Raw genomic sequence first — 22,618 nt, 5'->3', positions numbered from 1 at the left:
CTGTGAAAACAGAATCAAAGAACTCAAGGATGATTTTGGCCTGGAAAATTTTTGCTTACAGGATTTCTGGGCAACAGAAGCCTCGTTCAGATTCATCATGGTAGCTTATAACCTAATGAGTTTATTCCGTCATTTTGCGCTGAATCATCATAATCGGGCCACCTTAAAAACACTGAAATCCTATTGCTTTGCATTAGGAGCATGGAAGGTAAATCATGCCAATAAGCAGGTATTGAAAATCTCATTACCTGCTAAAAAGAGGCCTTGGATGGATGGGATATTTGCCCAAATTCAAAACATAAGCCCTCCATTCAATTATTCTAATGCATAATGCGGGATTAACCTTTGTGATCTCCTATGTTAGCAGAAGTATTCCCAAAAAAAAGCACCTCCAAAAAGAAGGTGCTCTAAATTTATATACAATCAATGCTTCATTTCATTATACACGACAAACTAAAATAGGATTTGTCTAAAGCTAGAATTTAGGCTACTTCGGTCTTCGGACACCCGTCTTCAGTCCTAATCCCAACTCGTTTACCAGCCTCCGCCAGCTCCACCGCCTCCGAAGCCACCGCCTCCGAAACCGCCAAAGCCACCTCCGCCTCCGCCGCCACCAAATCCTCCACCGCCGAAACCGCCGCCAGAAGATCCACGACCGCCTCCGCCAAGCATTGTTGCTAGCATAATCGTCGTCCACATATCTACTCCTCCACCTTTACCTCCCATGTGGTTGTTGTTATCATTTCTGTTTCTCAACATCGGTAGGATCACAAAGATGAAAACGAAGAACAGAATCATGAAAAGAGCTCCTCCACTATTGCCTTCAGATTCTATATCCTCTGCTTTATATTCGCCAGAGGCTAATTTGAAGATCATATCTGTGGCTTCATTGAGCCCTTCATAATAGGCTTCCTTACGGAAATTTGGCAGGATTAGACTTTCCACAATACGTTTTGCCAAAGCATCTGGCACAACACCCTCCATACCATATCCAGTCGCTATAAAGACTTTTCGATCATCCATAGCAGCAAGGATCAGGATTCCATTGTTATTCTCTCCTCCACCTATTCCCCAAGCTTTACCTAGGCGAAAAGCATAATCAGAGATATCGTATTGACCTACTGAGCGCATCATTACAATAGCAATCTGAGTAGAGGTGCTGTCATCATAGGCAACCAGCTTGTTTTCCAATTGTGTCTGTTCGGCCGCGGAAAGCGTGTTGCTGAAATCATTCACCAACTTTGGAGGATTGGGAGCAGGAGGGAAGTCCTGTGCCTGAACCCCAAACGTGACAAGAAATAAAATTAGTAAAAGGGGGTGGATCTTATGACCCAAAAGAAATCTCATCAGGAAGTTCGTTTATGTCTGAATCCCCCTGATAGGGGAAATGCGTTCCAAGTTGCTCGCCGGCCATGTGAATGCCGTCGATCAGACCTTGTGTAAATTGACCTTGCTTGAATAAGCCAGTCATATGTTCTTTAATGTTTTCCCAGAAATCTTCTGGGACTACTTCGTTGATGCCTTTGTCACCGAGAATAGCAAAACGCTTATCGACTACAGCTAGGTAGAATAATACGCCATTACGATCCTGGGTCTGGTACATTTTGAGGGTGTCAAATACCTTCACAGCACGATCAAGGACCTCGCCCTTGCAGCGACTTTCTATATGAACTTGAATTTCTCCAGAGGTGGAAACTTCAGCAGACCGAATAGCATTGACTATAGCTTCCCGGTCTGCTGTTGAGAATAATTTCTCAGACATGATGAATTGTATTAAAACTGAACTGAAGGTGCATTTTCGGATCCTTCGGATGCCTCGAAATAGCCTTTTGGCTCAAATCCGTACCAACCCGCAAAGATATTGTTCGGGAAAGTTCTAAGATTGGAATTATATGCCTGAACGGACTGATTGAAATCACGTCTGGCTACAGCGATTCTATTTTCTGTGCCTTCCAGCTGAGCTTGAAGTTCGAGGAAATTTTGATTCGCTTTCAAATCTGGGTAGCGTTCTACACTTACCAATAATCTTCCCAATGCACCAGAAAGGTTATCCTGCGCGCCTTGGAATTGTGCTAATTTCTCAGGAGTTAGGTCCCCTGCATCCACATTTACAGAAGTTGCCTTTGCTCTTGCTTCAATCACCTGAGTCAGGGTTGATTGCTCAAATTCTGCATAGCCTTTTACTGTGCTTACCAAATTAGGAATTAGGTCAGAACGACGTTGGTATTGTGTCTCTACCTGAGCCCACTGGCCATTGATCACTTCTTCTGTCTGGACAAATGTATTGTAAGTCCCAACTGCTTTGGTATAAATGAAAATACCGAGCACCAGAAGGATACCAATAGGGATTAGGAATTTTTTCATATGGTTTTTATTGATTTTATAACTTGATTACTCACGGATTTAAAGTCAGGAGGTTTAGAATCCCCCCTTTCTTCCCTCAAAATTACCGCTTTTATCTGAATAGAACCTAAATGAAGGCTAAATCTGCTTTTTGAGGGTAAAAGTGAATTTGAGATCTTCCCATATACTTAGATCATCTGCTTTGTAGCGGCGAATCTCCAATTCGATTACTTTGCCAGGTTCGGATCTTAGCAATTTGTTGATTTCACCTAGCTCCCAGATGAAGGTGGGGACTTTGTTTATAGATAAGATTTCGTCTGAAATCATTATTCCTGCTCGCTGCGCTGGGGTGCCAGGCCTCATATCAGATACATAGATTCTATTGTCCTCATTAGGGATTTTTTTGAGCGCCATTCCACTCATATCGAATTCAAAGGGTGAGTAAAAATTTTCGGCTTTTCGTACGAATAATCGATTTCTGGGATAATCAAAAATAAGCCTTGTTCTGCCAAGCACTTCCGCTCCCAAACTGCCCATACGCCCGGATTCTTTGATCACATAGCTGAAAGCCGTTTCATCTGGGAAGGAAGTAAGAACTCCATCCAGTTTGAAATTTGCGAATTTCATGTATTCTACTCGCCCAATGTACCCGTACAGAACTCCTCCAAGACTTTGCCCCAAGGCTGATTCTATAAATAGTGGAGGCATGGTAATATCGTCGGAAGTTTCTCTATTGAATAATAGCCCATGATTGGCTCCAGTATCGATAAGTAGTTTTGGATATAGGATGGAGCCATCTTTTTGTTTGACAGTAGCAGTGATATAGGGCTTGTTTTCATACAGAGTCATATCTAGTTTTCTGTACATAAGTGGCCCCCACTTCAGGGCATTTTGCTTGTAAAAAATTATTTTCCCATCATCATAATTAATTTTTACTGGATTGTATTTAAAGAATTCATGGCCTAAAATCCCATAAATAGGAACGCCGATGACGGATTCCAATTCCAAAAATTCCTGTTCTAGCACTAGTAAACTTTGGAATATCCCCTCAACTGGTCCTAGGTCAAAATGATTGATCGGAGATACAGATGCCATCAGATCGTCACTACCATCTGCACCTACCAGTTTTATTCTTCGGGTATACTCTAAGCCCAAAGCATCTCCAAGACTTTTGCTGAACAATATATTGGAGCGAACTCCTGTATCAACGAGGAAATTTAGTGGGGTACTTCCATTGATCGAAACTGTAACAATAATTAGGCTATTGGTAGCGTAGAAGGGGATAGTCACCTTCCGCTTGTCCTCTTTCATAAAAAACCCAGGGACCTGAGCCATGCATAGTATATGCGTCGAAAGGAGAAATGTTAAAATAAGGCCTAAGCGTTTATACATTAACGGGTGGAATATCGGGTGTCACAAATAAGTTACTTTCTTTTTTGAGAATTTGCAGGATGTAAGCCAAAAACTAAGCTACTCACCTACGATATTTACGGATTTAATTGTTTTAGTTTTAATTAGATTGAAACCAAATTACTGAGTTTATGGACTTAGGTTTGCCAAAAAATGGATAAGTACTCATCTTTATTTTTAATTCTCTTGAACCCATGGCAGACAAGGCCCTTATAGAAAAGGCTAAAAAAATCTTCGAAAATTTCCTTTCCAAGCAAGGAAGCAGGAAAACTCCGGAGAGATTTTCAGTTATAGACGAACTTTACTCACTTCCAGAAGATGAGCATATGGATGTGGAGGGGCTATTTCTCAGTATGAGAAATAAGGGCTATACCATCAGTCGGGCTACCATCTACAATACCTTGGATTTATTGGTGGAAAGTGGCTTGGCTGTAAAACATCAGTTTAAGGATAAGGTAGCGCTCTACGAACAAGCGCTTACCTACAAGCACCATGATCATCATGTCTGCAATCAATGCCGCAAAATCAGGGAATTTTCCGATCCAAAGATCAACGAGATCAAGGAAGAAATTGGTAATTCATTCAGATCTGGAATCACAAGTCATTCACTTGTGCTGTATGGAGATTGCCAGATCGAAAACTGTGAGAATTTAGAGGTTATTTAAGGAAGGCTTGCGCCTTTGTTTCTGGTGTTATTGAAATAATTGATTTTCGTGATGACACGAACATCGGCAGGGTGGTTTAGGTTGCTGTTCGTGGGACACGAACTTCGGCGGAGAGTTGAGACTCAGCTTCCGTTAATTATACAGATAGCGATAATTGCTGTTCGTGAGGACACGAACAGAGGCGGAAAGCAAAGGAATACGAACAGAGGCGGAAAGCAAAGGAATACGAACATCGGCGAAGTGGTGCTATTCATTGTCAAAATTTGGTTTCAAGCGGATAAAAGCCAGCTCATTTTCTTTTTGTAGATAGGAATAGATCGAACCATTATGCACAAAGGTCTTTACTTCGAAATATTTGCCCATTATAGGAATACTGTTGTCTAGCTTCTGCTCATGGATTTGCTCCAGTTTTTCGTCAAATACTGTTAAGACATACACATAGTGGAGTTTCTGAGGATCGCTGCTATCCAGTTCACGGCTATATCGATAGAATCGCTGAGCCTGATGATCCTTGACCAGTGGGCCGAATACCACCTCATCATTTTTGCGTTTGACCCAGTACATATAGCGGCCTTGATCAGTAATGTCTTGTCGGTATTTTCCGGATTTTTGATCGGCAGTAATATTGCTATGAAAAGTCTTATGGATCACGGAGTCGCTTTCAGCGTCATAGTACCAGAGTTCATTACTTGCTGAGGTTGTTAGAATAATGTCAGGTCCATTTAGCAGCAGAAATTTCAATTCCGGAGAACTATTTCTCCTTCCTATATCATAATTTACCGTGATGGTGTATTTTTTCAATTTGTCCCAAAAATCAATGGGTATAAGCTTCAGCGACTTGTCCGACAAATTTACTTTTGCGATGCCCAATACGGATCCCCCCACCTTGAAATTGCCATAGAAGCTAGCCAAATAAGATCCGTCAGGAGAAATTTCCCCCAGGCCATCTATTTCTGTGTCAAAAGGCAATCGATCCCCCTTCAGCTCTCTGTTGATAAGTTCGTAAGAATCAATTTTCTGCCCCCCTGAATTAAGCTTGTGGATTACTCTGTATTCTTTAAAGAATGTGTCCCCAAAGTTTGTTTTCTTGATCCCAAAAGGGAAGTATTGTTTGACACTATTCGGTCCGTTCACTTTATAGTTGATCACAGAATCAAGACTCAGGCTTTCCATATTGATCATCTCTACACGTGCATTTTCTGGTTTTAAATTATAGAGAAAACCCTCCTTAGTGGAATAATCTGACATGCTCAAATTCATTTCCAAATAGATGTTGTCATCTCCGGAATTGATATGAACTGTGTCCAAAACATAGTTAAATCCAGGTGACACATTGGCTACAGGAAGCTGTACTTCTACTGGTTTTTCCTCACAGGAGGCAAGCAGGAGAAAAAAACCTAGGACATAGAATAGCTTCATTAGCTAAAAAATAAGGTCAAATTTCCATAAAGCCAATCTTTACCAAATATAAACTTAGGCAAGAAGGTAGAAAACCTATTCTCCGCGGAATATTCTTATTGATTATCTAGGTCTCTTGCCGCAAGAGCATTAAACTAACTTACGCCTAATCAAAGCTTGGTTTGAGCCTCACAAAGGCTAGTTCGTCATTAATATTCAAAAAACTATATAACATCCCATCTTTGAAGAAAGGCTTGTTGTAATTGTGAAAGTTCTCAAGTTCTTGCTCTTTGAGCATCTTAAAATCAGCATCAAAAAAAGTGACTACCTGCTTGAAAACAACAGAATCTGCAATCATACGGTCCTTGTCCGTACTCAGTCTCCAGAAAATATTTTCCTCAGGTAATTTCAAAAACTCGTTAAAAGAAACCTGTTCCTTTTTTGCCTTCTCAGCATCAGTCCATTCTTTATTCGACTGTACTTGGTTTGGGTAATTTCGAATTTTTTCGTTGTCCGTAAGGCTTGCTTCGAAGCTGTAGTGAGAAAGGCTGTCAAAGTTGGTATTATACTGATACAGTTCGTTATAAGCCGAAGAGGAGATAATCAGCTTGTCATCAATGAAACTCAAGTAAGCAAACTCACCAGTAACGATGCCAGGTGCATTTCCCTCTTGAAACATAATTTCAAATTGCTTGAGTTTTTCAAACAGGCTCATGGGAATATACTTGACAGCGTCAGTCTCTAAATCTATCAAAACCACTCCTTTTGCAGGTGTTTTGTAATCAATGTTGGCCAGAGTGCTTGCGAGCAGTTTGCCGTCATCAGAAAGTACGCTGGTCCAACCAATTTTCTCTTCCTCTTTTTGAATATTGATTTGATCAAGTTCTATGGTTTTAACAAGCTTAGCCTGCTCAGTGACAATGTGGATTTTAAACTGACCAAACAAAGCGATATTACCATTTTCCAATACCTGAATTTTTCCATAATAAGGGAGCCCAATTCCATCAGGACCTTCTTTTTCTAATTGAACTGTCTTCTCTAATTTGAGATCGTCCAAGTTTACAATCTCAAGTAGCAGCGATTGAGGATTAAGATTATACAAGTATTTCCGGTCTTGGGTGACATCAGATAAACTCAAATCCCGATTGAGGAAAAAGAAATGCTCTCCCGCATCCACCATCAGGGTATCTACGGTATATGAGAAGTCAAAATCAGTAGCTTTTTCCGAGTCTGATTCTTTCTCTGAAGAGCAGCTTACAAGAGCAAATGCGATTAGTATAAATAGGTATCTAGTCATTTCCAAAGTTTGGTTTTAGGCGTACAAAAGCCATTTCGTCATCGATGTTAATAAATCGGTAGATACTTCCATTTCGGATGAAGGAAATCCCGAAATCTCCCATTTCTTCGTGAATCAAATTCAGTTCCTGATCAAAAATCGTCAGGACAGCCTTTCTCTCTAAATTTCCATCAGGCTTAGCTTCTTTCAAAAAGCTCACACGATAATAGTAGCCAGATATAGGATCGAAGTGAATCTCCCCATACAGAGGTTCCTTATTTTTTTCTTCCATAGCCGCACTGAATTCTTCCATAGTTCCCACTTTCCGAGGATAATTCCCTGGCTTTTCTGCCGGCAATAATTCAGTTTCATAGGAGTACTCCCTTAAAGAATCCAGTTCCAAATCATAGGCTGATATAACGTTCATAGCTCCGTTAGAAATCAGGATTTTTGAGCCATTTATTATGAGATAGGTTTGATCACCTGCTATGATAGTACCACCATTCTGTTCAAGGAGAAGCTTAAATTCAGAAAGCTTTTTTAAGGAGGGTAAGTCCACCATTTTCAGCTTTTTGGTATTCAAATCCATGATGGCCAAACCATCTTCCTGCGGCTTTTCAGGAATATTCGAGGTAGTGTAAATGCCATAATAAGTGGAACCATCGGGCGAAATTCTATCATCTTTAAATTCCAATACGCCATTTTCCAATTGACTTAAGATCTCCTCATCCGTAGTCCATTTGATTTCTCTTTTGAGATTTCCCGAAGGATCAAATGCCTTTATCTCTCGATAGACCGTGAAATAATAGTCACCAGAATTTGTAATATTTATGGCTCCTATTCCCATCTGACCTATTCCATTTGGGCCCTCTGGCTCTAGTGGCAAAGAATCATAGTACTCAAGTTTTTCTAGATCAACGATATCCAGCCTGGAAAAAGGCCGATTGAATAGGTAGAGTTTATTTGAGTCAGGGCTTAAACCTGTTCCCATCAGCCCATTATTCAGGAAAAAGAGTGTCCCTTTTGAATCAATGTGAACGGTATCCAATTCGTAGGAAAAGCTGAGGTTTTTAGCCTCTATAGCGTCTGATTTCTTGTCAGAGTTACAGCCTACAAGAGTAATTGCGATTAGTAGAAATAGGTATCTAGTCATTTCCAAAGTTTGGTTTTAGTCTCACAAAAGCCATTTCATCCTCGATATTGAGAAAGCTGTAAAGCATACCCTCATGTACAAAAGTCCGCGACGTAAAATAGTACCCGGGAATAGTTATTTCTTCACTTAACTTTTCCTCATGGAGCTGATCCAGCTGCTGATCAAAAATGCTGAGCACATAGGCGTACTTATTTTCACTGTCGTCCTGCTCGCGGCTGTAGCGATAGAATCGGCCAGACTTCTCATCCTTCACCAAGGGCCCAAATACCACTTGATCATTCTTTTGCTTGTTTGCCTGATCAAAGGATTTTTGGCTATTGGCAGTTTGTGGGTAGTTGACTACTTTTTCGTTTTGGGTGAAAACACTGGAATACTCCTTATGAAAAACACTATCCATAGCAGCATCATAATGCCAAAGCTCATTTTTTGCAGTAGTGGATACAATGAAATTTGGACCATCAAGGGTAAGGAATTTGAACTCAGGAGAAGAAAATGCTCTGCCATTTCCCACATCCATTTTGATACTGTACTTGTCCATATCACCCCAAAAATCCAGGGGAATTAGTTGAAGGGTACTGTCTGCAAAAGTAAGTTTCGCGACTCCCTGGATTGTTCCTCCAGTTTGATAATTACCATATAAACTTGCAAAGTAAGAGCCGTCATCAGCGATTTTGCCCATACCATCTATTTCCACATTTTCCGCCAGAGTATCCCCATTCAAAAACTCATTGCTCAGTCTGTAGGAAGCTATTTTGGTATCGGTAGAGTCCAGCTGATTCATCATCATATAGTTCATAAAAAACAAATCACCATTAGTGGTCTTTTTCAAACCTGTAATGGCCATTTCCAGAATGCCATTTGGTCCTTCCATCTCGTATTGTACCAATTTTTTCAGTGAGTTGCTCTTCATATCTATGACCTCCACCCGGCCTGATTGGGGATTGATATTGTAAAAAAGTCCCTCTTTGGCCGAGTAATCCGAAAAGAACAAATCCATATTCAGGAACAGAAACTCATCTCCCGCATCCACCATCAGGGTATCGATGGTATAGGAAAAGTCAAAATCAGTAGCTTTTTCAGAGGTGGATTGCTTATCTGAAGAGCAGCTTAGCAATACAGTAACCATCAGTAGAAATAGATATCTAGTCATTTCCAAAGTTTGGTTTTAAGCGTACAAAAGCCAGTTCATCATCGATATTCAAGAATACATAGGGCATTCCATCCCGAATCCAGAAGCTATATGGGAATACAAAATCCTGCGGAAGTTGCGCCTCACCCAACAGTTCAAAGTTCTCATCTATTGCCGTCACCACAGTTTTGAAGATCAGGCTATCTTCTCCGATTGTGCGATCAAGTTCTTTAGAGAACCTCCAGCGGTAGCCGGTTTTAGAGTCTAGTTCCCATTCCCCAAAAGTTACCTCTTTAAGTAAGTCCTCTCGCAACTTATCGAATTCGTTGAGATCAGTTATGGTTTTTGCTTCACCAGGTTTTTGCTCATTGCTGGTTAATTTGCTATCATATTTTTTGGTGATCAGGGAGTCAGCCGCCAAATCATAGATCATGAGCATGTTTCTGGAAGTAGGGGAGAATAGGATTTTATCCTGGCTAGGCTCAAAAAATACTGCGGTGGAAAAACCGCCTCTTATTTGCCCCTCTAGTTCCAAAGTTAAGTTGTTTTCCCTGATGAAATCCAGTGCTTGAGTTTGGATTAACTTTCCAGTATTATTCTCAAGATCAAACCAAACGATTCCTTCAGGTTTGTCGGACATTTCTGAGGTTTCATAAAGCCCTGCTAAGTATCTGCCATCATTCGAAATACCGTTGGATTGTACACTTAGGCTTTTTCCGGAAGGAAGTAAATCTGTGATATATGGTTCTCTTGTAAGTGTTGTTTGTTTAGTTACTTGCCGGTTGGCATCCATGTACCTTAGCGTATAGTTATTGGAAAACACAAACCCCCCATTTTCCAATGCGATTATTTTGAATGGGGAACCGATACCATTTGGCCCTTCCCTTTCGAGTTGGATGAGTGTATCCAGACTCAAGGTTTCCAGATTTATTTTCTCCAGAATATTCTCTCTCACATTCAGGTTGTAGAGAAATTTCTGGGAAGGGTCTAGGGTAGAAACCCCTAAAAAGTAATTCAAAAATAGAATCTCGTCCTTAGAGTCAACCTGTACGGTGTCCAAGGAAACGGTGAAAGTCCGCTGCTCAATAATGTCAGAAGGCTTGCTACAAGAAATCATAACTGCAGCAAGCAGTAGAAGAGTTAGGTATTTATTCATAGGAAATTGTTGGTTTAAGTCTTACGAAAGCGACTTCATCATCAATATTCAAAAAGGTATAAATCATCCCTTCTCGTGCAAAGTACTTGGAAGGTAGCGTGAAGTCGGAAGGAAGCAACATCTCATGAAGCTGGTTAAACTCAGGATCAAAAGCAGTCAATACAGTTTTGTACATAATTGTATCCCCTTTCATGCGATCCATTTCCTTGGCAAAGCGCCAATAGACGTCGTTTTGCTTATCAAAAAACAGCTGACCGTAGTTGACTTCTTTCTCTTTATTCTTTGCTATTTCTTGAAATTCTGATTCTGAGTCAGATCTGTTGGGATAGTTTCCTGCAGCTTCCTGTGATGTGTAGCTGCTGCTATAGGTTTTGGAAGTAAGGGAGTCGGTTTTGAGGTTGTAGAAAAAGATTTTGTTTTGGGCGCTGTTCGAATAGAGTAAGCTGTCCTGCTTAAGTTGAAGATGTATCTGAGCCATAAACATCTGCATAGGATGCTCTCCTTCGTAGTAGAAAACAGTTTGGTGCTTTTCTAATTCTGCAAACAAACTCAGTGGCTTGTAAGTAACCTGCTGGGCGTCCATATCAAAAATCGCTAGTCCTTCCGGTGAATCCTGCATTTTCTGGCCCCCATATAGAGCCAAGAGAGTTTTTCCGTCCGCAGACATGGTTTCATTTAATTGAATCCGCTTTTCCGCAGGAAGTTTTTCACCGTCAAATTCCTCTTTAGCATAGACTAGGGTTGACAGCTTGTTTCCCTTTTGATCAAAATGGTAAACTTCGTAATTGTCCGATAAGTAAAAAGTGCCATCTGGGAGTGTGTACACATGGGACACATAAGGAGATCGAAGTCCATTTGGCCCGTCTAGTTCCATCGGAATGACATGGTCAAGCTTTAAGTTTTCCAGATCTATCACTTCAAGTCCGGGTTCTTTAGCTCCGGTTTTGAAATTGTAGAAATACTTTTCGTCAGCAGAAAGATCCGAGGTGGTCAGTTGCCAGTTGACATGGATAAACTCATCTCCTGCATCCACCATGATAGTGTCTAGCTCATAGGAGAAATCAATGGCTCTTTCATTGCCTTCCTGAGAATCTTTCTCTGAAGAGCAGGCAGCTAAGCCTAATACGAGTACTAAATAAGAGTATCTATTCATAGGAAATTGTTGGTTTTAAAAATCAAAAGTGAATACTGCGAAGCCGAGCTCATCTTCTACATTGACATAGGAGTAGAGCTTGCCGTCTTTGAAGAAGGCTGAAGAGGGAATGCTTTTAAGGTCATCCATTAAAGTCTCTCCGACCAGTTTCATAGCGCTGTCAAATGCATACAAGAACACAGAAATTTTTGCTGGAGAATCTGGATTTTCATTGGGTATAGTGATGCTCGCAATCCTAAAAAAAAGTTGTCTGGATTCGTCCCAGATCAGATGCTTAAAGGTTATTTGGGAGCGGACTTTTTGAGATTCTTCCCGTTGTTCTTCTTTGGATGAGACCTCTGTTTTTGGGAATTCGGTCTTTTCTTTTGGACTTACGGTGATGGGAAAGGAGAAGAGTTGCAGAGAATCTTGCTGAAAGTCATAGCGATATAGGTCACTTGTCACCGAAGAGGACAGATACAATTTGCCTTGGTATTCGTCCAAGTAGTAATTCTCCAGGCTGATTTCCCCCATTCCATTACTGAAAAACATGATGCTGAATTTCCCTGTATTGTCTAAGGCAGGGATATCAATCATTTTAGCAGCATGATTAGTGCGATCGATTAGGGCTAGGTCTCTATTGGCTTCGGTAAATCCGCCCGGAAGGGAATAGAGATATTTCTCATCGGCAGAGCGTGTTAGTTGAAAATTCAAATCCTGAGCATTCTCTACCTCAATTTCCGGATACTCATTTGCCTTCAGGGCAATATCCTTCACCTTGTTGGATTGGGAATCGAAGATACCTGCAGAATTGAAAGTCGAAAACAAGAACTGTTCACCAGGCAGAACCTTCATCTCAGAGACGAAAGACCCAATGCCATGGGGACCTTCCTTTTCGAAGAATATCTTCCTGTCCAATTTCAATTGATCTAAATCGATTACCGTCAGCGAGAGATCAGATTGGGAGAACTGATACAAAGTTTTAGCATCCTTAGATACGTCTGAAACAAAGAGTCCCATCGAAAGATTGATCAGTTCCTCGCCTGGATCCACCACTACGGTATCCACAGTGTAAGTAAGATTTTTGAGGATATTTCCAGATTCGCTGGATTCAGTACTGCTTTTTTTGCCACAAGCTGCGAGAAGGACGAGGGATAGTAAGGGTAGTAGCTTTTTCATAGTTAGTTAAAAATCAAAAGTGAATACTGCGAAGCCGAGCTCGTCCTCCACATTGACATAGGAGTAGAGTTTGCCGTCTTTGAAGAATTTCTTTGAGAATGGATCGATAGGAACCAGTGTTTCTGCTAGCTGATTTAGGTTTTCATCAAAGACTGTCAAAACATTCTTGAAGACCAAAGAATCCCCAATCTTCCTATCCATCTCCTGGGAAAATCTAGCAAGTATTCTGTGAGTTTTGTCGAAATAGAATTGGCCAAATGTTACATCTTTCTTCGCTTCTTTCATGAGGTCATCAAGTTCATTGATTGTCCCAGCTGCTGTTTTGTTCGGAACCTTCTTTTTGTCAGATGTCAATTCAGAGTGAAAGGTTTTTACTGTGACTGAGTCAGTTGCCAAATCCAGTATCAACGCTTCATTGGCATATGCCGTGGAGATGATAAGCGTCTTATCAAATAGCGCCAAGTTGATCATTTCGAATACTTTTCTGTCTGAACCTAGTGTATAGGTATATGGCGCTATTCTACCCTCCAGATCTAGCGGAATTTTTTTTACATTCATATCTTCCAGTGAAACAATCGCCAGACCGTGGGGAACTTGCTCATAATCCTGGTAAATGGAAAAAAGAAAATCTCCATCAGTAATCTTTGGGTTAAACATTGATAACCTTTCAAGTTCTAGCCCGGATAAAGCATCAGTAGTAAGTTGATAACGCTTCATGGAGCTTAGGTCAGAACTAAAAAATCTTACTTCCTCAACTCCATAAAAAACTAAATTTCCAGTTTGATCGACTTGGATGGCGTACGGCCAGCCTGTACCAAGGGGTCCTTCTTTATCTAAGGCAATCTTTTCAAGCAATTTCATACTATCCAAGTCAATTACTTCCAGCTCACTTTTGGGAGTAAAATTGAATAATCGTTTTTGATCCTTAGAAAGATCTGAATGGCTCAATCCTACTTGGTGGAAGATAAGTTCGTCCCCTGCATCAATGAAGACAGTGTCTATCTTAAAGCTAAAATCAGCCCTCTTATCATTGTCTACCTCTGTAGATCCATTACAGGATAAACAGACTATTGCTAAAATGATGATAGTTAATTTTTTCATGTGTTTAAAAATCAAAAGTGAATACTGCGAAGCCGAGCTCGTCCTCGACGTTGACATAAGAGTAGAGCTTGCCGTCTTTGAAGAATGGGGATTCAAGTCTATAATCAATTTGATCTAGTTGTTTCTCTCCGAGGAGATTTAAGTCTTTGTCATAGGTGAAGAGGAAAACGTCAGATTCTTTTTCCAATTCAGGCGTTTCCTGTGGTATTAAATTATATCCCAATCGGAAATATTGTTGTCGCTTCTTATCCCATAAGAATTTATCAAAGCTTGTTTGATAAATGAATTTGGCCGTTTCAGCCTTGAACTCATTTTCATCGGACACCTCTTGTTTTATTTCTGCTGATTTGCTAGGAGCAACTAGCTGGTGAGGAAATTCAAATAATCGAAGAGAGTCAGTTTGATAATCATACACATAGCTGTCTGAATTGGCACTGCTTGTAATAAAAAGTTTGTTGTTCAAAATATTCAAAGAAACACCTTCACCCCTTCCCATAAATAGCTTCCCTGTGTTGAGGCTTACTCTAAACTTTAGCGTTGAAATCATATTGGGTAATGAAATTGATTTCCCGGTCTTTGTTTCAGGGTTTACAATAATTAGTCTTACATCCGAACTTGTTTTGTAAGGATTTGTCAAGGCAAAGAGGTGCTTTTCATCATGGGAGATATGGGCTTTATATGTAATCAGGCTTTCTTCATCAATGTCAAGACCTTCTATTTCTTTAAAATTGAATTTTAGACTTTTCTCCTTTTCTCCTTTCATGTTGTAGATTCCGACATTGATTCCAGAAGAAACAAATAGAAATCTGTTATCCTTCAAAGGTTGGATAGTGGGAGGATTGAAACCGATAGAATTTGGGCCTTCTTTTGAGAATTGATACTTATCTGTCAATTCTAATTTTTGTAGATCAATCTCGTTAATGGCAGTTTTACTATAGTCATAATGGTAGAATTTCTGTTCATCTAACGAAATGGAAGAAAACCTTGAACCATGCGAAAGATCTATGATTTCATTTCCAGGATCCACCACTACGGTATCCACAGTGTAAGTGAGATTTTCGAGGATGTTTCCAGTTTCACTGGATTCAGTACTGCTTTTTTCGCCACAAGCTGCGAGAAGGACGAGGGATAGTAAGGGTAGTAGCTTTTTCATAGTTAGTTAAAAATCAAAGGTGAAAACTGCGAAGCCGAGCTCGTCATCGACATTGACATAGGAGTAGAGTTTGCCGTCTTTGAAGAAAAATGAATAATCTAGCCTCTCTTCTAAGTCCAATTTTGATTCACCAAGTAAGTTGAAATCTTGATCGTAGGCGAAAATGTAGTACTCGTAGGAAATAGGATCAGACCGGGTTTCTCCTAAAAATGACTTCATCGCTAGTCTCAAGTACATTTGTCGGCTAGGGTCCCATTCTATTTTTAAATAATTGATTTGTTCATTGATTTTTTTCATCTCTTTCCTGAAATCTGCTTCGGACTTCAACTCTCTATTTACTTCTCCTGTGAGCCTATTGGGAACAAGCTGATGATTGATTTCGATGTACTTTATGGATCCATCCTTAGGATCAAATTCATATAAGTTTGCCATCGCAGAACAGTGAATAAGGATCTTCCCCTTATGCTTGAGTAAATGGACATTTTGTGGAGATGCCATATAGCTGCCATTGTCTTCAGCTAACAGGGAATACTGCTGGACGATATCCATTTCAGGAGCTTCGATTAGCACAGCTGATTCAGAAGCTACATCTATTTGAAAAAGGGAATTTGTACTTGATGTTTCGTGATTTACCCAGGTATAAATCTGCTGATTTACAAAGTCATAGATAGAATTAAGAAATAAAGCATTGGAATTTTTTGCCAATTCCGGATCAATCCCTTCAGGTTGTATTTTCAGGTTTTGAATTTTCTCTCCTGATAAATTATAGATACCTAATTCAGATAGTCCTACAGCATAAATTTGATTATTGGGACCAACCTGAATATTAGCTACAAATCTTCCCACGGCATCTGGTCCTTCTTGCTCAAATTCCGTTTTACTAAGTAAACTAAGATTATCAAGGTCTACTTGGAGAAGTTTTGGGGGCATATTCTCGAAGTAAAATAGTTGCCTTTTATCTTCAGTCAAATCAAGATCTCGGATCCCCATGGATAGATTGAATAGATCCTCCCCAGGATCCATTACTATTGTATCAACAGAGTATGTCAGATTTTCCAGGATATTTTCCTGTTCAGAAGACTTAGATTCTTTACCTCCACAGGAAGTAGCAGCAATTAGCAATAAAATAGGTAGTAGCTTTTTCATAGTTGCTTAAAAATTAAAGGTGAATTCTGCGAAGCCGAGCTCGTCTTCGACATTTACTTGGGACCAGAGCTTTCCATCTTTGAAAAAGCCAAAAGGGGTTTTGGATAATCCTTCCAATCGACTCTCACCGATTAGCTCCAAGTCTTTGGAATAAGCCATTAAGAATATTTCATATTCCTTAGCCCAACCTTCTTCATCAAACCGAATAGCTCTACTTGCAAACCTGAAATAGCGCTGAGACTGTTCATCCCAGATGAAGCTCCAGTAGCTGATTTTGTGGTTTAGCTTTTTTAATTCTTCCTCAAATTCAGCTCTGCTCCCCACCTTATTTTTTACCTCTCCTGTTTTTTCTAAGGGAACAAGCTCATGTGGAAATTCCCTATAATAAAGACTGTCTAGACTAGGATTGTAGATGTAGGTGCCATTCCCTACAGTACAGGAAATAATTACGAGATCTTTAAATTGTTTAAGGTGAACAAATTCACCTTTCTGCTCAGAATCGCTTCTAACCAGGTATTTGTTGGCCCGTTTAAATTCAGTAAGCTCTACCAACTTTTTCCTCTTTTCTAATGAATCTATTACAGCAAAATAAAAATCTCTTGCTTCAATGTTCATCGGTAAAGAATACAAATTCAGACGCTTGGGGTCCAGAATTACTCTATTTCCAAGTGAGAAAGGCTCAATGGGGAAGCCTTCAGATAATGCTTCTTTATCAAGGTTCCAAGATTTGATTTTCAAGCCTTGGTCAGAAATAATAGAAGGACGATGAAGGGTTGGGAAAAAGAAGCTACCATCGGAGAGTGCATAAAAACTAAAGGTATGACCGGGACTGTTTGGGCCATCTTTCTCTAGAGAAAAGGAATTTGTTAAGGTCAATTGATCCAAATCTATTTTCTGGATTTTTAGGTTTTTGTAGAAGTAGAAAAAGCGGCCGTCTGGCGATGAAGAGGTATTATAACCGAAGGAAAAATCTAAAATTTCATTTCCACTATCCACCAGCACTGTATCGACCGTATAGGTCATATTTTCAAGAATATTCTTGGGCTCCTCGATATTAGAAACTACCTCTGCTTTAGGCTTTTCCGTACAAGCTGAAAGTAGCGCAAGAGCTGAAATCGTAAGTAGTTTTCTCATCGTTGCTTAAAAGTTAAATGTGAAAACTGCGAAGCCAAGCTCATCTTCTACATTGACGTAGGAATAGAGCTTTCCGTCTTTGAAGAAGGGATATTCCGGAACATGAGTTAACTCATTGAGTTGAGTTTCCCCGATCAATTTAAAATCCGAATCAAAGGCATAAAAGTACACTTCATGTCTAGGGTTTTCCTTAGTAAACTCCTCTGGAGGTTGACGCGAAGCAAAGCGATAATAGCGATTGTTTGTCTTGTCCCAAATCATTTCTTTGAACTTGATATCAGCTCGAGACAGCTTTAACTGCTCATCCCTTTCCATTTCATTAAAAACTTCTGTTTGTATTTTCACCGTTTTCCCTACAGGAGTAAGCTGATGCGGAAAGGTGATGAATACTAAGCTATCCGCTTTTGGGTCGTATTCGTAAAGTCCGCTAGTGACTGTTGAACCAATATATACTTTGGAATTAAATTCTGTGATGTGAGCCTGCTCTGAATAAAATCTTCGCATACCATTATCATCAAATAACACCCTGTAATTAGCCATCTGCTCAAGTTCTGGTAAATCAATCATTCTGGCTTTATTGAGTTGAAAATCAATAATTGCTAATCTGTAGGAGGGGTTTTCAATGTCACTGCTGAGGAAATAACCAATCTTGCGTACTTCATTAAAGGCAAACCCCTGACGTGCAAGGAAAGGTTGACGTAATTCTTCGATTTCCAATTTTGAAAAACTAAAATCCAGAGATGGGCTTAAAGTTCCAGTGACTGAATAAACACCCAACTTGGGTACGCCCACAAAAATGAATCGATCTTCTGATATTGATTTGATTGCAGAAGTATAGGTTCCAATCCCATTTGGCCCTTCCCTATCAAAAGTTAAAGTGGACGAAAGTTGCATATTCTCCAGATCTATCACCTGAAGTTTGCTCGGATTTCGATTAAAGAGGTAAAGTTTGGTAACCTCTGGATTTATGGATGAAAGTCTTAAACCAGCGGATAAATTGATAATATCCTCTCCAGGATCCACAATAACGGTGTCTATGGTGTATGTCAGATTCTCCAGAATATTTTCTGATTTAGCTTTTTCGGGATTCCCTGTTTTTCCACAAGCGAAAAGAGCAACAAGTAATAGAAGTGGGCTTAGTTTTTTCATAGGTTCTTAAAAATCAAAAGTGAATACTGCGAAACCGAGCTCGTCTTCTACATTGACATAGGAGTAGAGCTTCCCGTCTTTGAAGAAATAATGACTAGGGATTTTATTCAAGCCCTCTACTTTTTGTTCTCCGATTAGATTTAACTTCTTGTCGTAAGCATATAGGAAGACTTCATACTTTTTGTAGTCGTTAATAGATTTATATCCAATCCGGAAATATTTTTCTCTACTGCTATCCCAGATGAATGTGCCGTAGGTTATCTCAGATTTAATCTCCGTTATTATATTATCATATTCCTTTGTGGAGGTCACTTCCAGCGGGTAGGTGCCGGTCTTTTCTGTAGCCGTGATTTCGTGTGGAAAAGTCACTAAACTCAAACTGTCAGATGATGGATCATAAAGATAGATCGAGCTCGTATTGCCTGCTGTGACGGCTACTTTTTCGTTAAGCTTATTGAGGTGGATGTCTTCAGCATGAAGGTCAAAAGAATCACTTCCATTGAGCATAATGGTGAATTTTCTTGAATTTAGAAATTCCGGCATATCCCATGTTTTTAAAGATTTGCCTTCCAGATTGATTCGTACGAAACTCCAATTTCCCTCAAAGAAATCGCCCACAATAGCATAGGCAAAATTGCCATCGGCAGAAATTTGCATTTCAAAAGGCAACTGAATCTCTGGTTCAGAATCATTCTCTGGATCAGAAAAGTTAGCTAGTCCCAGATTCAATTCCTTGGTCCCATCTGCTTTATAAATTCCTTGAGCTTCATTGGAGACGATGAGAAAACGATCCTGAGCTAAGGATTGTAGATTGGAAAGGTTTGTTCCTGTGCCATTTGGTCCTTCTTTTTCAAAATGAAAGGTGGACACGAGGGCTCTTTTGTCAAGATCTACCTTTTGTATTCTCGTTAGTTTTTCATCAAAAAGGTATAGCAAATTCGGGCTTTGATAGCTCAGGTGAAGTGTTCCCGATAGATTAAAGAGACCTTCCCCAGAGTCAATTAGCATCGTATCCACAGAAAATGTGAGATTCTGCAGAACATTATCTGTTTCAATGGTTCCCGCTTCTTTTCCACCGCAAGAAGCAAGAACTGCAAACAATAAGAGTGGAAGTAGTTTTTTCATAGGTTCTTAAAAATCAAAAGTGAATACTGCGAATCCGAGCTCGTCTTCTACATTGACATAGGAATAGAGCTTGCCTTCTTTGAAGAAACCAGCTCTGGGGATAGTTTCAAGATTATCTAGTTTTGCTTCCCCTTTGAGGGTTAGCTCCTTGTCATAGACAATCATGAAGTATTCATATTTTTTTGGGGAATCAACGTTGGCGCGAGGAATTCCTATGCTGGCAAACCGAAAGTAAAGTTCTGTCTTTTCATCCCAGAAGAAACCCCAATAGTCTATTTGGGTATGAAACTTTTCTCTTTCTGCTTCCAGCTCCTTGGGGCTGTGCACTACATTTTTGACTGTTATGTCTTTCTCCAAGGGAGTTAATTCATGGGGAAACTCCTGAAACCATAAGCTGTCGAGCTCTGGATTGTAGATATAAATACCATTTCCTACGGTAGAGGAAATTAAAACCAGGTCGTTTGGTTGTTCAAGACTTACTAGCTCACCCCTTCCATCACCTCCGTCTCTACCGCTATTATATTCGACTTTATATTCTTCTAATACATCAAACTCTGGGAGTTCAACTATTTTTTCTGTATGACCGGAGGAATCTATCACAGCAAAATGTTTCCTCTCCATTTTAAACATAAGTGGCAATGAATAGAACTTATTTCGCTCGAAATCCACTTGAAGCTCATATAATAGATTTAGACCGAGAGGGAAGTCTTTTAGAAGGTCCTCTTTATTAAACTCAATATTCCGAATTCTCTTTCCGGTCTTGGAAAAAACCGAAGTAGAACCTAATAAATCCTGAACCCAAAAATTTCCATTTGGAAGATTTTTAAAATGATAAATGAACCTTCCTGTTCCATCAGGTCCCTCTTCTTCAAATGGATAATTGTTGACCAATTTTAAGGTGTTCAGGTCTATCTCATGAAGGATGAACCTTGAGCGATCAAAGAAGTAAAACTGGTTTTTACTTGGTGAAAGAGAAACATAAATTGAGTTTAAATGCTTCAGGTTAATGATTTCATCACCAGTATCTACCACTACAGTATCCACTGAGTAAGTCAACTTCTCGAGAACATTGGTAGATTCTTTGCCTTTTGTGATATCCTCAGAATTTGGCTTTTCAGCACATGCAGCTAAAATTGTTAATGCTAGAATCTGGATCAATCTTTTCATAGCATATTAAAAATCAAAGGTGTAAACGAAAAATGCCGGGTTTTCACCGACTACCCATCGCATGTAGAGTTTTCCCTCTCTCATAAAACCGCCAGAGAACATAAAATCTAATCCATCCATCTCCGTTTCACCGATTAGATTAAACTCTTGGTCATAGGCAAAAAGGTAGGTATCGGCGGTGTAAGCCATCGCTACCTCATTCAATTGCCAGTTCTGCTGTGCCATTCTGAAATACATCTGGCGACTTTCATCCCACAGGAATTCTGAAAATGTGATTTGTTTATTGATCTCATTGCTCACTTCCCGCATCTTTTCATAGGAGTCAAATTCAGTTGGGAATTCACCGGTTTTTGCTTTGGGTACGATCTCATGAGGAAAAGTCACCAAGCGCAAAGAATCGCTCAAATGCTCATATACATATATATCTGAAGTGGCTCCGCTGTAGATGAGGAATTGCCCATTGACCCAACTCGTCTGCTGCAACTGACCAAGAGACACTGAGCCGTCTTTGAGAGATACACGGTACTTATTAGACATTTCGAGTGCTGGGAGAGGCAGTAATTTACCGCTCATTTTTTCCGTGTTGAGCACTGCTAGGCCATCAGGAGCGCCTATTCCCGCGTTAGGGAAAAATAGCACGGCCTTTTTGTCTGCGCTGATGCGGATGGAATTACCCATCGTAAAGGAATAGTCAGGATCAAAGCCCGTATATTTTTCTGATTGAAGAGGAATAGTTTGGGTTTTTTCTCCGCTTGTTTTGAAAATCCCCGACTTATAGAAGTTTGCCAGGAACAATTCATCGTCATTCACCTGCTGCATGTAGCTGGTAAATTGAGGTATCATGTTGGGACCGTCTTTCTCAAATCTGTGACGCTGTAGCAGTTTTAAATTCTTGAGATCGATCTCATGAACTTCCGTTTCAGGTTCGTAAAAGGTAAATACTCGATCTGCATCATCACTCAATGCAAAAATGGAATAGGCTCCCGGCATAAAAATCTCCTCGCCTACATCGACTACAAGGGTGTCTACGGAGAAGGAAAAGTTTTCTAGCGTATTAGAACTGGAGATGGATGAGTCTGACGAGGTTTTATTATCGCAGGAATACAGGGAAACAAAAAGTGTTGTGTAAAAAAATAATCTCTTCATAAACAGTAGGGTTAGCTATAAAACTAAAGAAACTGTATTATAAAAGCGATCCCAGAATGTTAATAAATCCAAAAATAGGGAGGGCAAATGCAATAATTTTTTTGCAGGTATGCTACAGCCTACCACACCGCTACTTGGGATTTGTAATCCCGAGTACCTGTTGTTGGATTTGTAATCCTACAAAATATAGTTGATAGCAATGGGGAAGGTGCTTCCTAGATCCTATCGCCTGAAAAAATGATACAAGAGTCTCGGTAGAGCCATGGTAAATCAGCTTAAAGGGTTTCGCCCCATTCAGGGCTCCTAAAATTATATCGTTCTTTAACCCTGCACTTCGTACAGGGTTCCGCCGAGGCGGACAAGTATGAATAGTTAGGCTCCTTCGGAGCTGGCTCAGAAATAAAATTAAAGCGATTTTTCACTAAAAGGCACTTGTAATTACGTGTACCTATTGTTGGCTTTGCAAACCTAATTTCCCTAGAAAAGATCCTTCGGAGCTGGCTTATGAATGCAACCGACTCTTTTAAAAAATTGCTACTCTGGAAATGCATTCCTATAGTCCAATAATTTACCTCATAAGTTCTGTAAAAAAGATCCGAAGGATTGCAACAATTAATACTTGTCCGCTGTGGCGGAACCCTCGGCAGAGCCGGGGG

At 40.0% G+C, this 22,618-nt stretch carries 21 protein-coding genes; 2 read left to right on the top strand and 19 right to left on the bottom strand.

What is annotated here, in order from left to right:
• A partial coding sequence (locus LV85_RS20495; RefSeq protein WP_111322960.1) for a transposase occupies positions 1-331 on the top strand: 331 nt, incomplete at its 5' end.
• Between the two features lie 203 nt (positions 332-534).
• Here LV85_RS20495 and LV85_RS20490 read toward each other — a convergent pair.
• The 4 genes from LV85_RS20490 to LV85_RS20475 all read right to left on the bottom strand — a co-directional run bounded on the left by LV85_RS20490 (position 535) and on the right by LV85_RS20475 (position 3,678).
• Positions 535-1,347 (bottom strand): TPM domain-containing protein, encoded by an 813-nt coding sequence (locus tag LV85_RS20490; protein ID WP_111322958.1) that lies wholly within the window; start codon positions 1,345-1,347, stop codon positions 535-537.
• Positions 1,325-1,762 carry a TPM domain-containing protein gene (locus LV85_RS20485; protein WP_111322956.1) on the bottom strand — a complete coding sequence of 146 codons (438 nt, stop codon included), beginning with the start codon at positions 1,760-1,762 and terminating at the stop codon, positions 1,325-1,327. The genes LV85_RS20490 and LV85_RS20485 overlap by 23 nt, the downstream gene beginning before the upstream one ends.
• Before the next feature lie 11 nt (positions 1,763-1,773).
• On the bottom strand, positions 1,774-2,364 hold the full coding sequence (locus LV85_RS20480) for a LemA family protein (RefSeq protein WP_111322954.1): 591 nt from the start codon (positions 2,362-2,364) through the stop codon (positions 1,774-1,776).
• Positions 2,365-2,481: 117 nt separating this feature from the next.
• Complete coding sequence (locus tag LV85_RS20475) at positions 2,482-3,678, bottom strand: aspartyl protease family protein (protein WP_245942391.1); 1,197 nt, start codon at positions 3,676-3,678, stop codon at positions 2,482-2,484.
• Between the two features lie 269 nt (positions 3,679-3,947).
• Between LV85_RS20475 and LV85_RS20470 the strand changes: the two genes are divergently transcribed.
• Complete coding sequence (locus tag LV85_RS20470) at positions 3,948-4,418, top strand: Fur family transcriptional regulator (RefSeq protein WP_111322950.1); 471 nt, start codon at positions 3,948-3,950, stop codon at positions 4,416-4,418.
• A gap of 246 nt (positions 4,419-4,664) precedes the next feature.
• Here LV85_RS20470 and LV85_RS20465 read toward each other — a convergent pair whose 3' ends face one another.
• The 15 genes from LV85_RS20465 to LV85_RS20395 all read right to left on the bottom strand — a co-directional run bounded on the left by LV85_RS20465 (position 4,665) and on the right by LV85_RS20395 (position 21,962).
• Positions 4,665-5,837 carry a DUF4221 family protein gene (locus tag LV85_RS20465; RefSeq protein ID WP_111322948.1) on the bottom strand — a complete coding sequence of 391 codons (1,173 nt, stop codon included), beginning with the start codon at positions 5,835-5,837 and terminating at the stop codon, positions 4,665-4,667.
• Positions 5,838-5,982: 145 nt separating this feature from the next.
• Positions 5,983-7,113 (bottom strand): DUF4221 family protein, encoded by a 1,131-nt coding sequence (locus tag LV85_RS20460; protein ID WP_111322946.1) that lies wholly within the window; start codon positions 7,111-7,113, stop codon positions 5,983-5,985.
• On the bottom strand, positions 7,106-8,245 hold the full coding sequence (locus LV85_RS20455; RefSeq protein ID WP_111322944.1) for a DUF4221 family protein: 1,140 nt from the start codon (positions 8,243-8,245) through the stop codon (positions 7,106-7,108). The genes LV85_RS20460 and LV85_RS20455 overlap by 8 nt, the downstream gene beginning before the upstream one ends.
• A complete protein-coding gene (locus LV85_RS20450) occupies positions 8,238-9,395 on the bottom strand; it encodes a DUF4221 family protein (protein WP_111322942.1) in 1,158 nt (385 codons plus the stop codon). The genes LV85_RS20455 and LV85_RS20450 overlap by 8 nt, the downstream gene beginning before the upstream one ends.
• Complete coding sequence (locus LV85_RS20445; protein ID WP_111322940.1) at positions 9,388-10,530, bottom strand: DUF4221 family protein; 1,143 nt, start codon at positions 10,528-10,530, stop codon at positions 9,388-9,390. The genes LV85_RS20450 and LV85_RS20445 overlap by 8 nt, the downstream gene beginning before the upstream one ends.
• Positions 10,523-11,683, bottom strand: a complete 1,161-nt coding sequence (locus LV85_RS20440; protein WP_111322938.1) for a DUF4221 family protein — start codon at positions 11,681-11,683, stop codon at positions 10,523-10,525. Before LV85_RS20440 ends, LV85_RS20445 begins: the two co-directional genes overlap by 8 nt.
• Positions 11,684-11,698: 15 nt before the next feature.
• Positions 11,699-12,841, bottom strand: coding sequence for a DUF4221 family protein (locus LV85_RS20435; protein ID WP_111322936.1), 1,143 nt, complete (start codon positions 12,839-12,841; stop codon positions 11,699-11,701).
• Positions 12,842-12,847: 6 nt separating this feature from the next.
• Positions 12,848-13,942 carry a DUF4221 family protein gene (locus LV85_RS20430; RefSeq protein ID WP_158531218.1) on the bottom strand — a complete coding sequence of 365 codons (1,095 nt, stop codon included), beginning with the start codon at positions 13,940-13,942 and terminating at the stop codon, positions 12,848-12,850.
• Positions 13,943-13,946: 4 nt separating this feature from the next.
• Positions 13,947-15,095 (bottom strand): DUF4221 family protein, encoded by a 1,149-nt coding sequence (locus LV85_RS20425; protein WP_111322932.1) that lies wholly within the window; start codon positions 15,093-15,095, stop codon positions 13,947-13,949.
• A gap of 6 nt (positions 15,096-15,101) precedes the next feature.
• Positions 15,102-16,241, bottom strand: a complete 1,140-nt coding sequence (locus LV85_RS20420; RefSeq protein ID WP_111322930.1) for a DUF4221 family protein — start codon at positions 16,239-16,241, stop codon at positions 15,102-15,104.
• Between the two features lie 6 nt (positions 16,242-16,247).
• Positions 16,248-17,375: a DUF4221 family protein gene (locus LV85_RS20415; RefSeq protein ID WP_111322928.1), complete on the bottom strand. Its 1,128-nt coding sequence runs from the start codon at positions 17,373-17,375 to the stop codon at positions 16,248-16,250.
• A gap of 6 nt (positions 17,376-17,381) precedes the next feature.
• Positions 17,382-18,524 carry a DUF4221 family protein gene (locus tag LV85_RS20410; protein WP_111322926.1) on the bottom strand — a complete coding sequence of 381 codons (1,143 nt, stop codon included), beginning with the start codon at positions 18,522-18,524 and terminating at the stop codon, positions 17,382-17,384.
• A gap of 6 nt (positions 18,525-18,530) precedes the next feature.
• Positions 18,531-19,649: a DUF4221 family protein gene (locus tag LV85_RS20405; protein ID WP_111322924.1), complete on the bottom strand. Its 1,119-nt coding sequence runs from the start codon at positions 19,647-19,649 to the stop codon at positions 18,531-18,533.
• Between the two features lie 6 nt (positions 19,650-19,655).
• Positions 19,656-20,816, bottom strand: a complete 1,161-nt coding sequence (locus LV85_RS20400) for a DUF4221 family protein (RefSeq protein ID WP_111322922.1) — start codon at positions 20,814-20,816, stop codon at positions 19,656-19,658.
• Between the two features lie 6 nt (positions 20,817-20,822).
• Positions 20,823-21,962 (bottom strand): DUF4221 family protein, encoded by a 1,140-nt coding sequence (locus LV85_RS20395; RefSeq protein ID WP_111322920.1) that lies wholly within the window; start codon positions 21,960-21,962, stop codon positions 20,823-20,825.
• Positions 21,963-22,618 lie beyond the last annotated feature (656 nt).

Source organism: Algoriphagus chordae (genome assembly GCF_003254055.1).
Taxonomy (GTDB): Bacteria; Bacteroidota; Bacteroidia; order Cytophagales; family Cyclobacteriaceae; genus Algoriphagus; species Algoriphagus chordae.
Note: the sequence above shows the minus strand (reverse complement) of the source record. Positions and strands in the feature narration are given on the sequence as shown.

Excerpts from the sequence above, each read along its gene's own strand:
- LV85_RS20405 (WP_111322924.1), bottom strand. The coding sequence starts at position 19,649 with ATGAAAAAACTACTTCCACTCTTATTGTTTGCAGTTCTTGCTTCTTGC.
- LV85_RS20465 (WP_111322948.1), bottom strand. The coding sequence starts at position 5,837 with ATGAAGCTATTCTATGTCCTAGGTTTTTTTCTCCTGCTTGCCTCCTGT.
- LV85_RS20435 (WP_111322936.1), bottom strand. The coding sequence starts at position 12,841 with ATGAAAAAGCTACTACCCTTACTATCCCTCGTCCTTCTCGCAGCTTGT.
- LV85_RS20440 (WP_111322938.1), bottom strand. The coding sequence starts at position 11,683 with ATGAATAGATACTCTTATTTAGTACTCGTATTAGGCTTAGCTGCCTGC.
- LV85_RS20450 (WP_111322942.1), bottom strand. The coding sequence starts at position 9,395 with ATGACTAGATATCTATTTCTACTGATGGTTACTGTATTGCTAAGCTGC.
- LV85_RS20400 (WP_111322922.1), bottom strand. The coding sequence starts at position 20,816 with ATGAAAAGATTGATCCAGATTCTAGCATTAACAATTTTAGCTGCATGT.
- LV85_RS20470 (WP_111322950.1), top strand. The coding sequence starts at position 3,948 with ATGGCAGACAAGGCCCTTATAGAAAAGGCTAAAAAAATCTTCGAAAAT.
- LV85_RS20445 (WP_111322940.1), bottom strand. The coding sequence starts at position 10,530 with ATGAATAAATACCTAACTCTTCTACTGCTTGCTGCAGTTATGATTTCT.
- LV85_RS20475 (WP_245942391.1), bottom strand. The coding sequence starts at position 3,678 with ATGGCTCAGGTCCCTGGGTTTTTTATGAAAGAGGACAAGCGGAAGGTG.
- LV85_RS20480 (WP_111322954.1), bottom strand. The coding sequence starts at position 2,364 with ATGAAAAAATTCCTAATCCCTATTGGTATCCTTCTGGTGCTCGGTATT.
- LV85_RS20425 (WP_111322932.1), bottom strand. The coding sequence starts at position 15,095 with ATGAAAAAGCTACTACCCTTACTATCCCTCGTCCTTCTCGCAGCTTGT.
- LV85_RS20420 (WP_111322930.1), bottom strand. The coding sequence starts at position 16,241 with ATGAAAAAGCTACTACCTATTTTATTGCTAATTGCTGCTACTTCCTGT.
- LV85_RS20455 (WP_111322944.1), bottom strand. The coding sequence starts at position 8,245 with ATGACTAGATACCTATTTCTACTAATCGCAATTACTCTTGTAGGCTGT.
- LV85_RS20430 (WP_158531218.1), bottom strand. The coding sequence starts at position 13,942 with ATGAAAAAATTAACTATCATCATTTTAGCAATAGTCTGTTTATCCTGT.
- LV85_RS20485 (WP_111322956.1), bottom strand. The coding sequence starts at position 1,762 with ATGTCTGAGAAATTATTCTCAACAGCAGACCGGGAAGCTATAGTCAAT.
- LV85_RS20490 (WP_111322958.1), bottom strand. The coding sequence starts at position 1,347 with ATGAGATTTCTTTTGGGTCATAAGATCCACCCCCTTTTACTAATTTTA.
- LV85_RS20460 (WP_111322946.1), bottom strand. The coding sequence starts at position 7,113 with ATGACTAGATACCTATTTATACTAATCGCATTTGCTCTTGTAAGCTGC.
- LV85_RS20395 (WP_111322920.1), bottom strand. The coding sequence starts at position 21,962 with ATGAAGAGATTATTTTTTTACACAACACTTTTTGTTTCCCTGTATTCC.
- LV85_RS20410 (WP_111322926.1), bottom strand. The coding sequence starts at position 18,524 with ATGAAAAAACTAAGCCCACTTCTATTACTTGTTGCTCTTTTCGCTTGT.
- LV85_RS20415 (WP_111322928.1), bottom strand. The coding sequence starts at position 17,375 with ATGAGAAAACTACTTACGATTTCAGCTCTTGCGCTACTTTCAGCTTGT.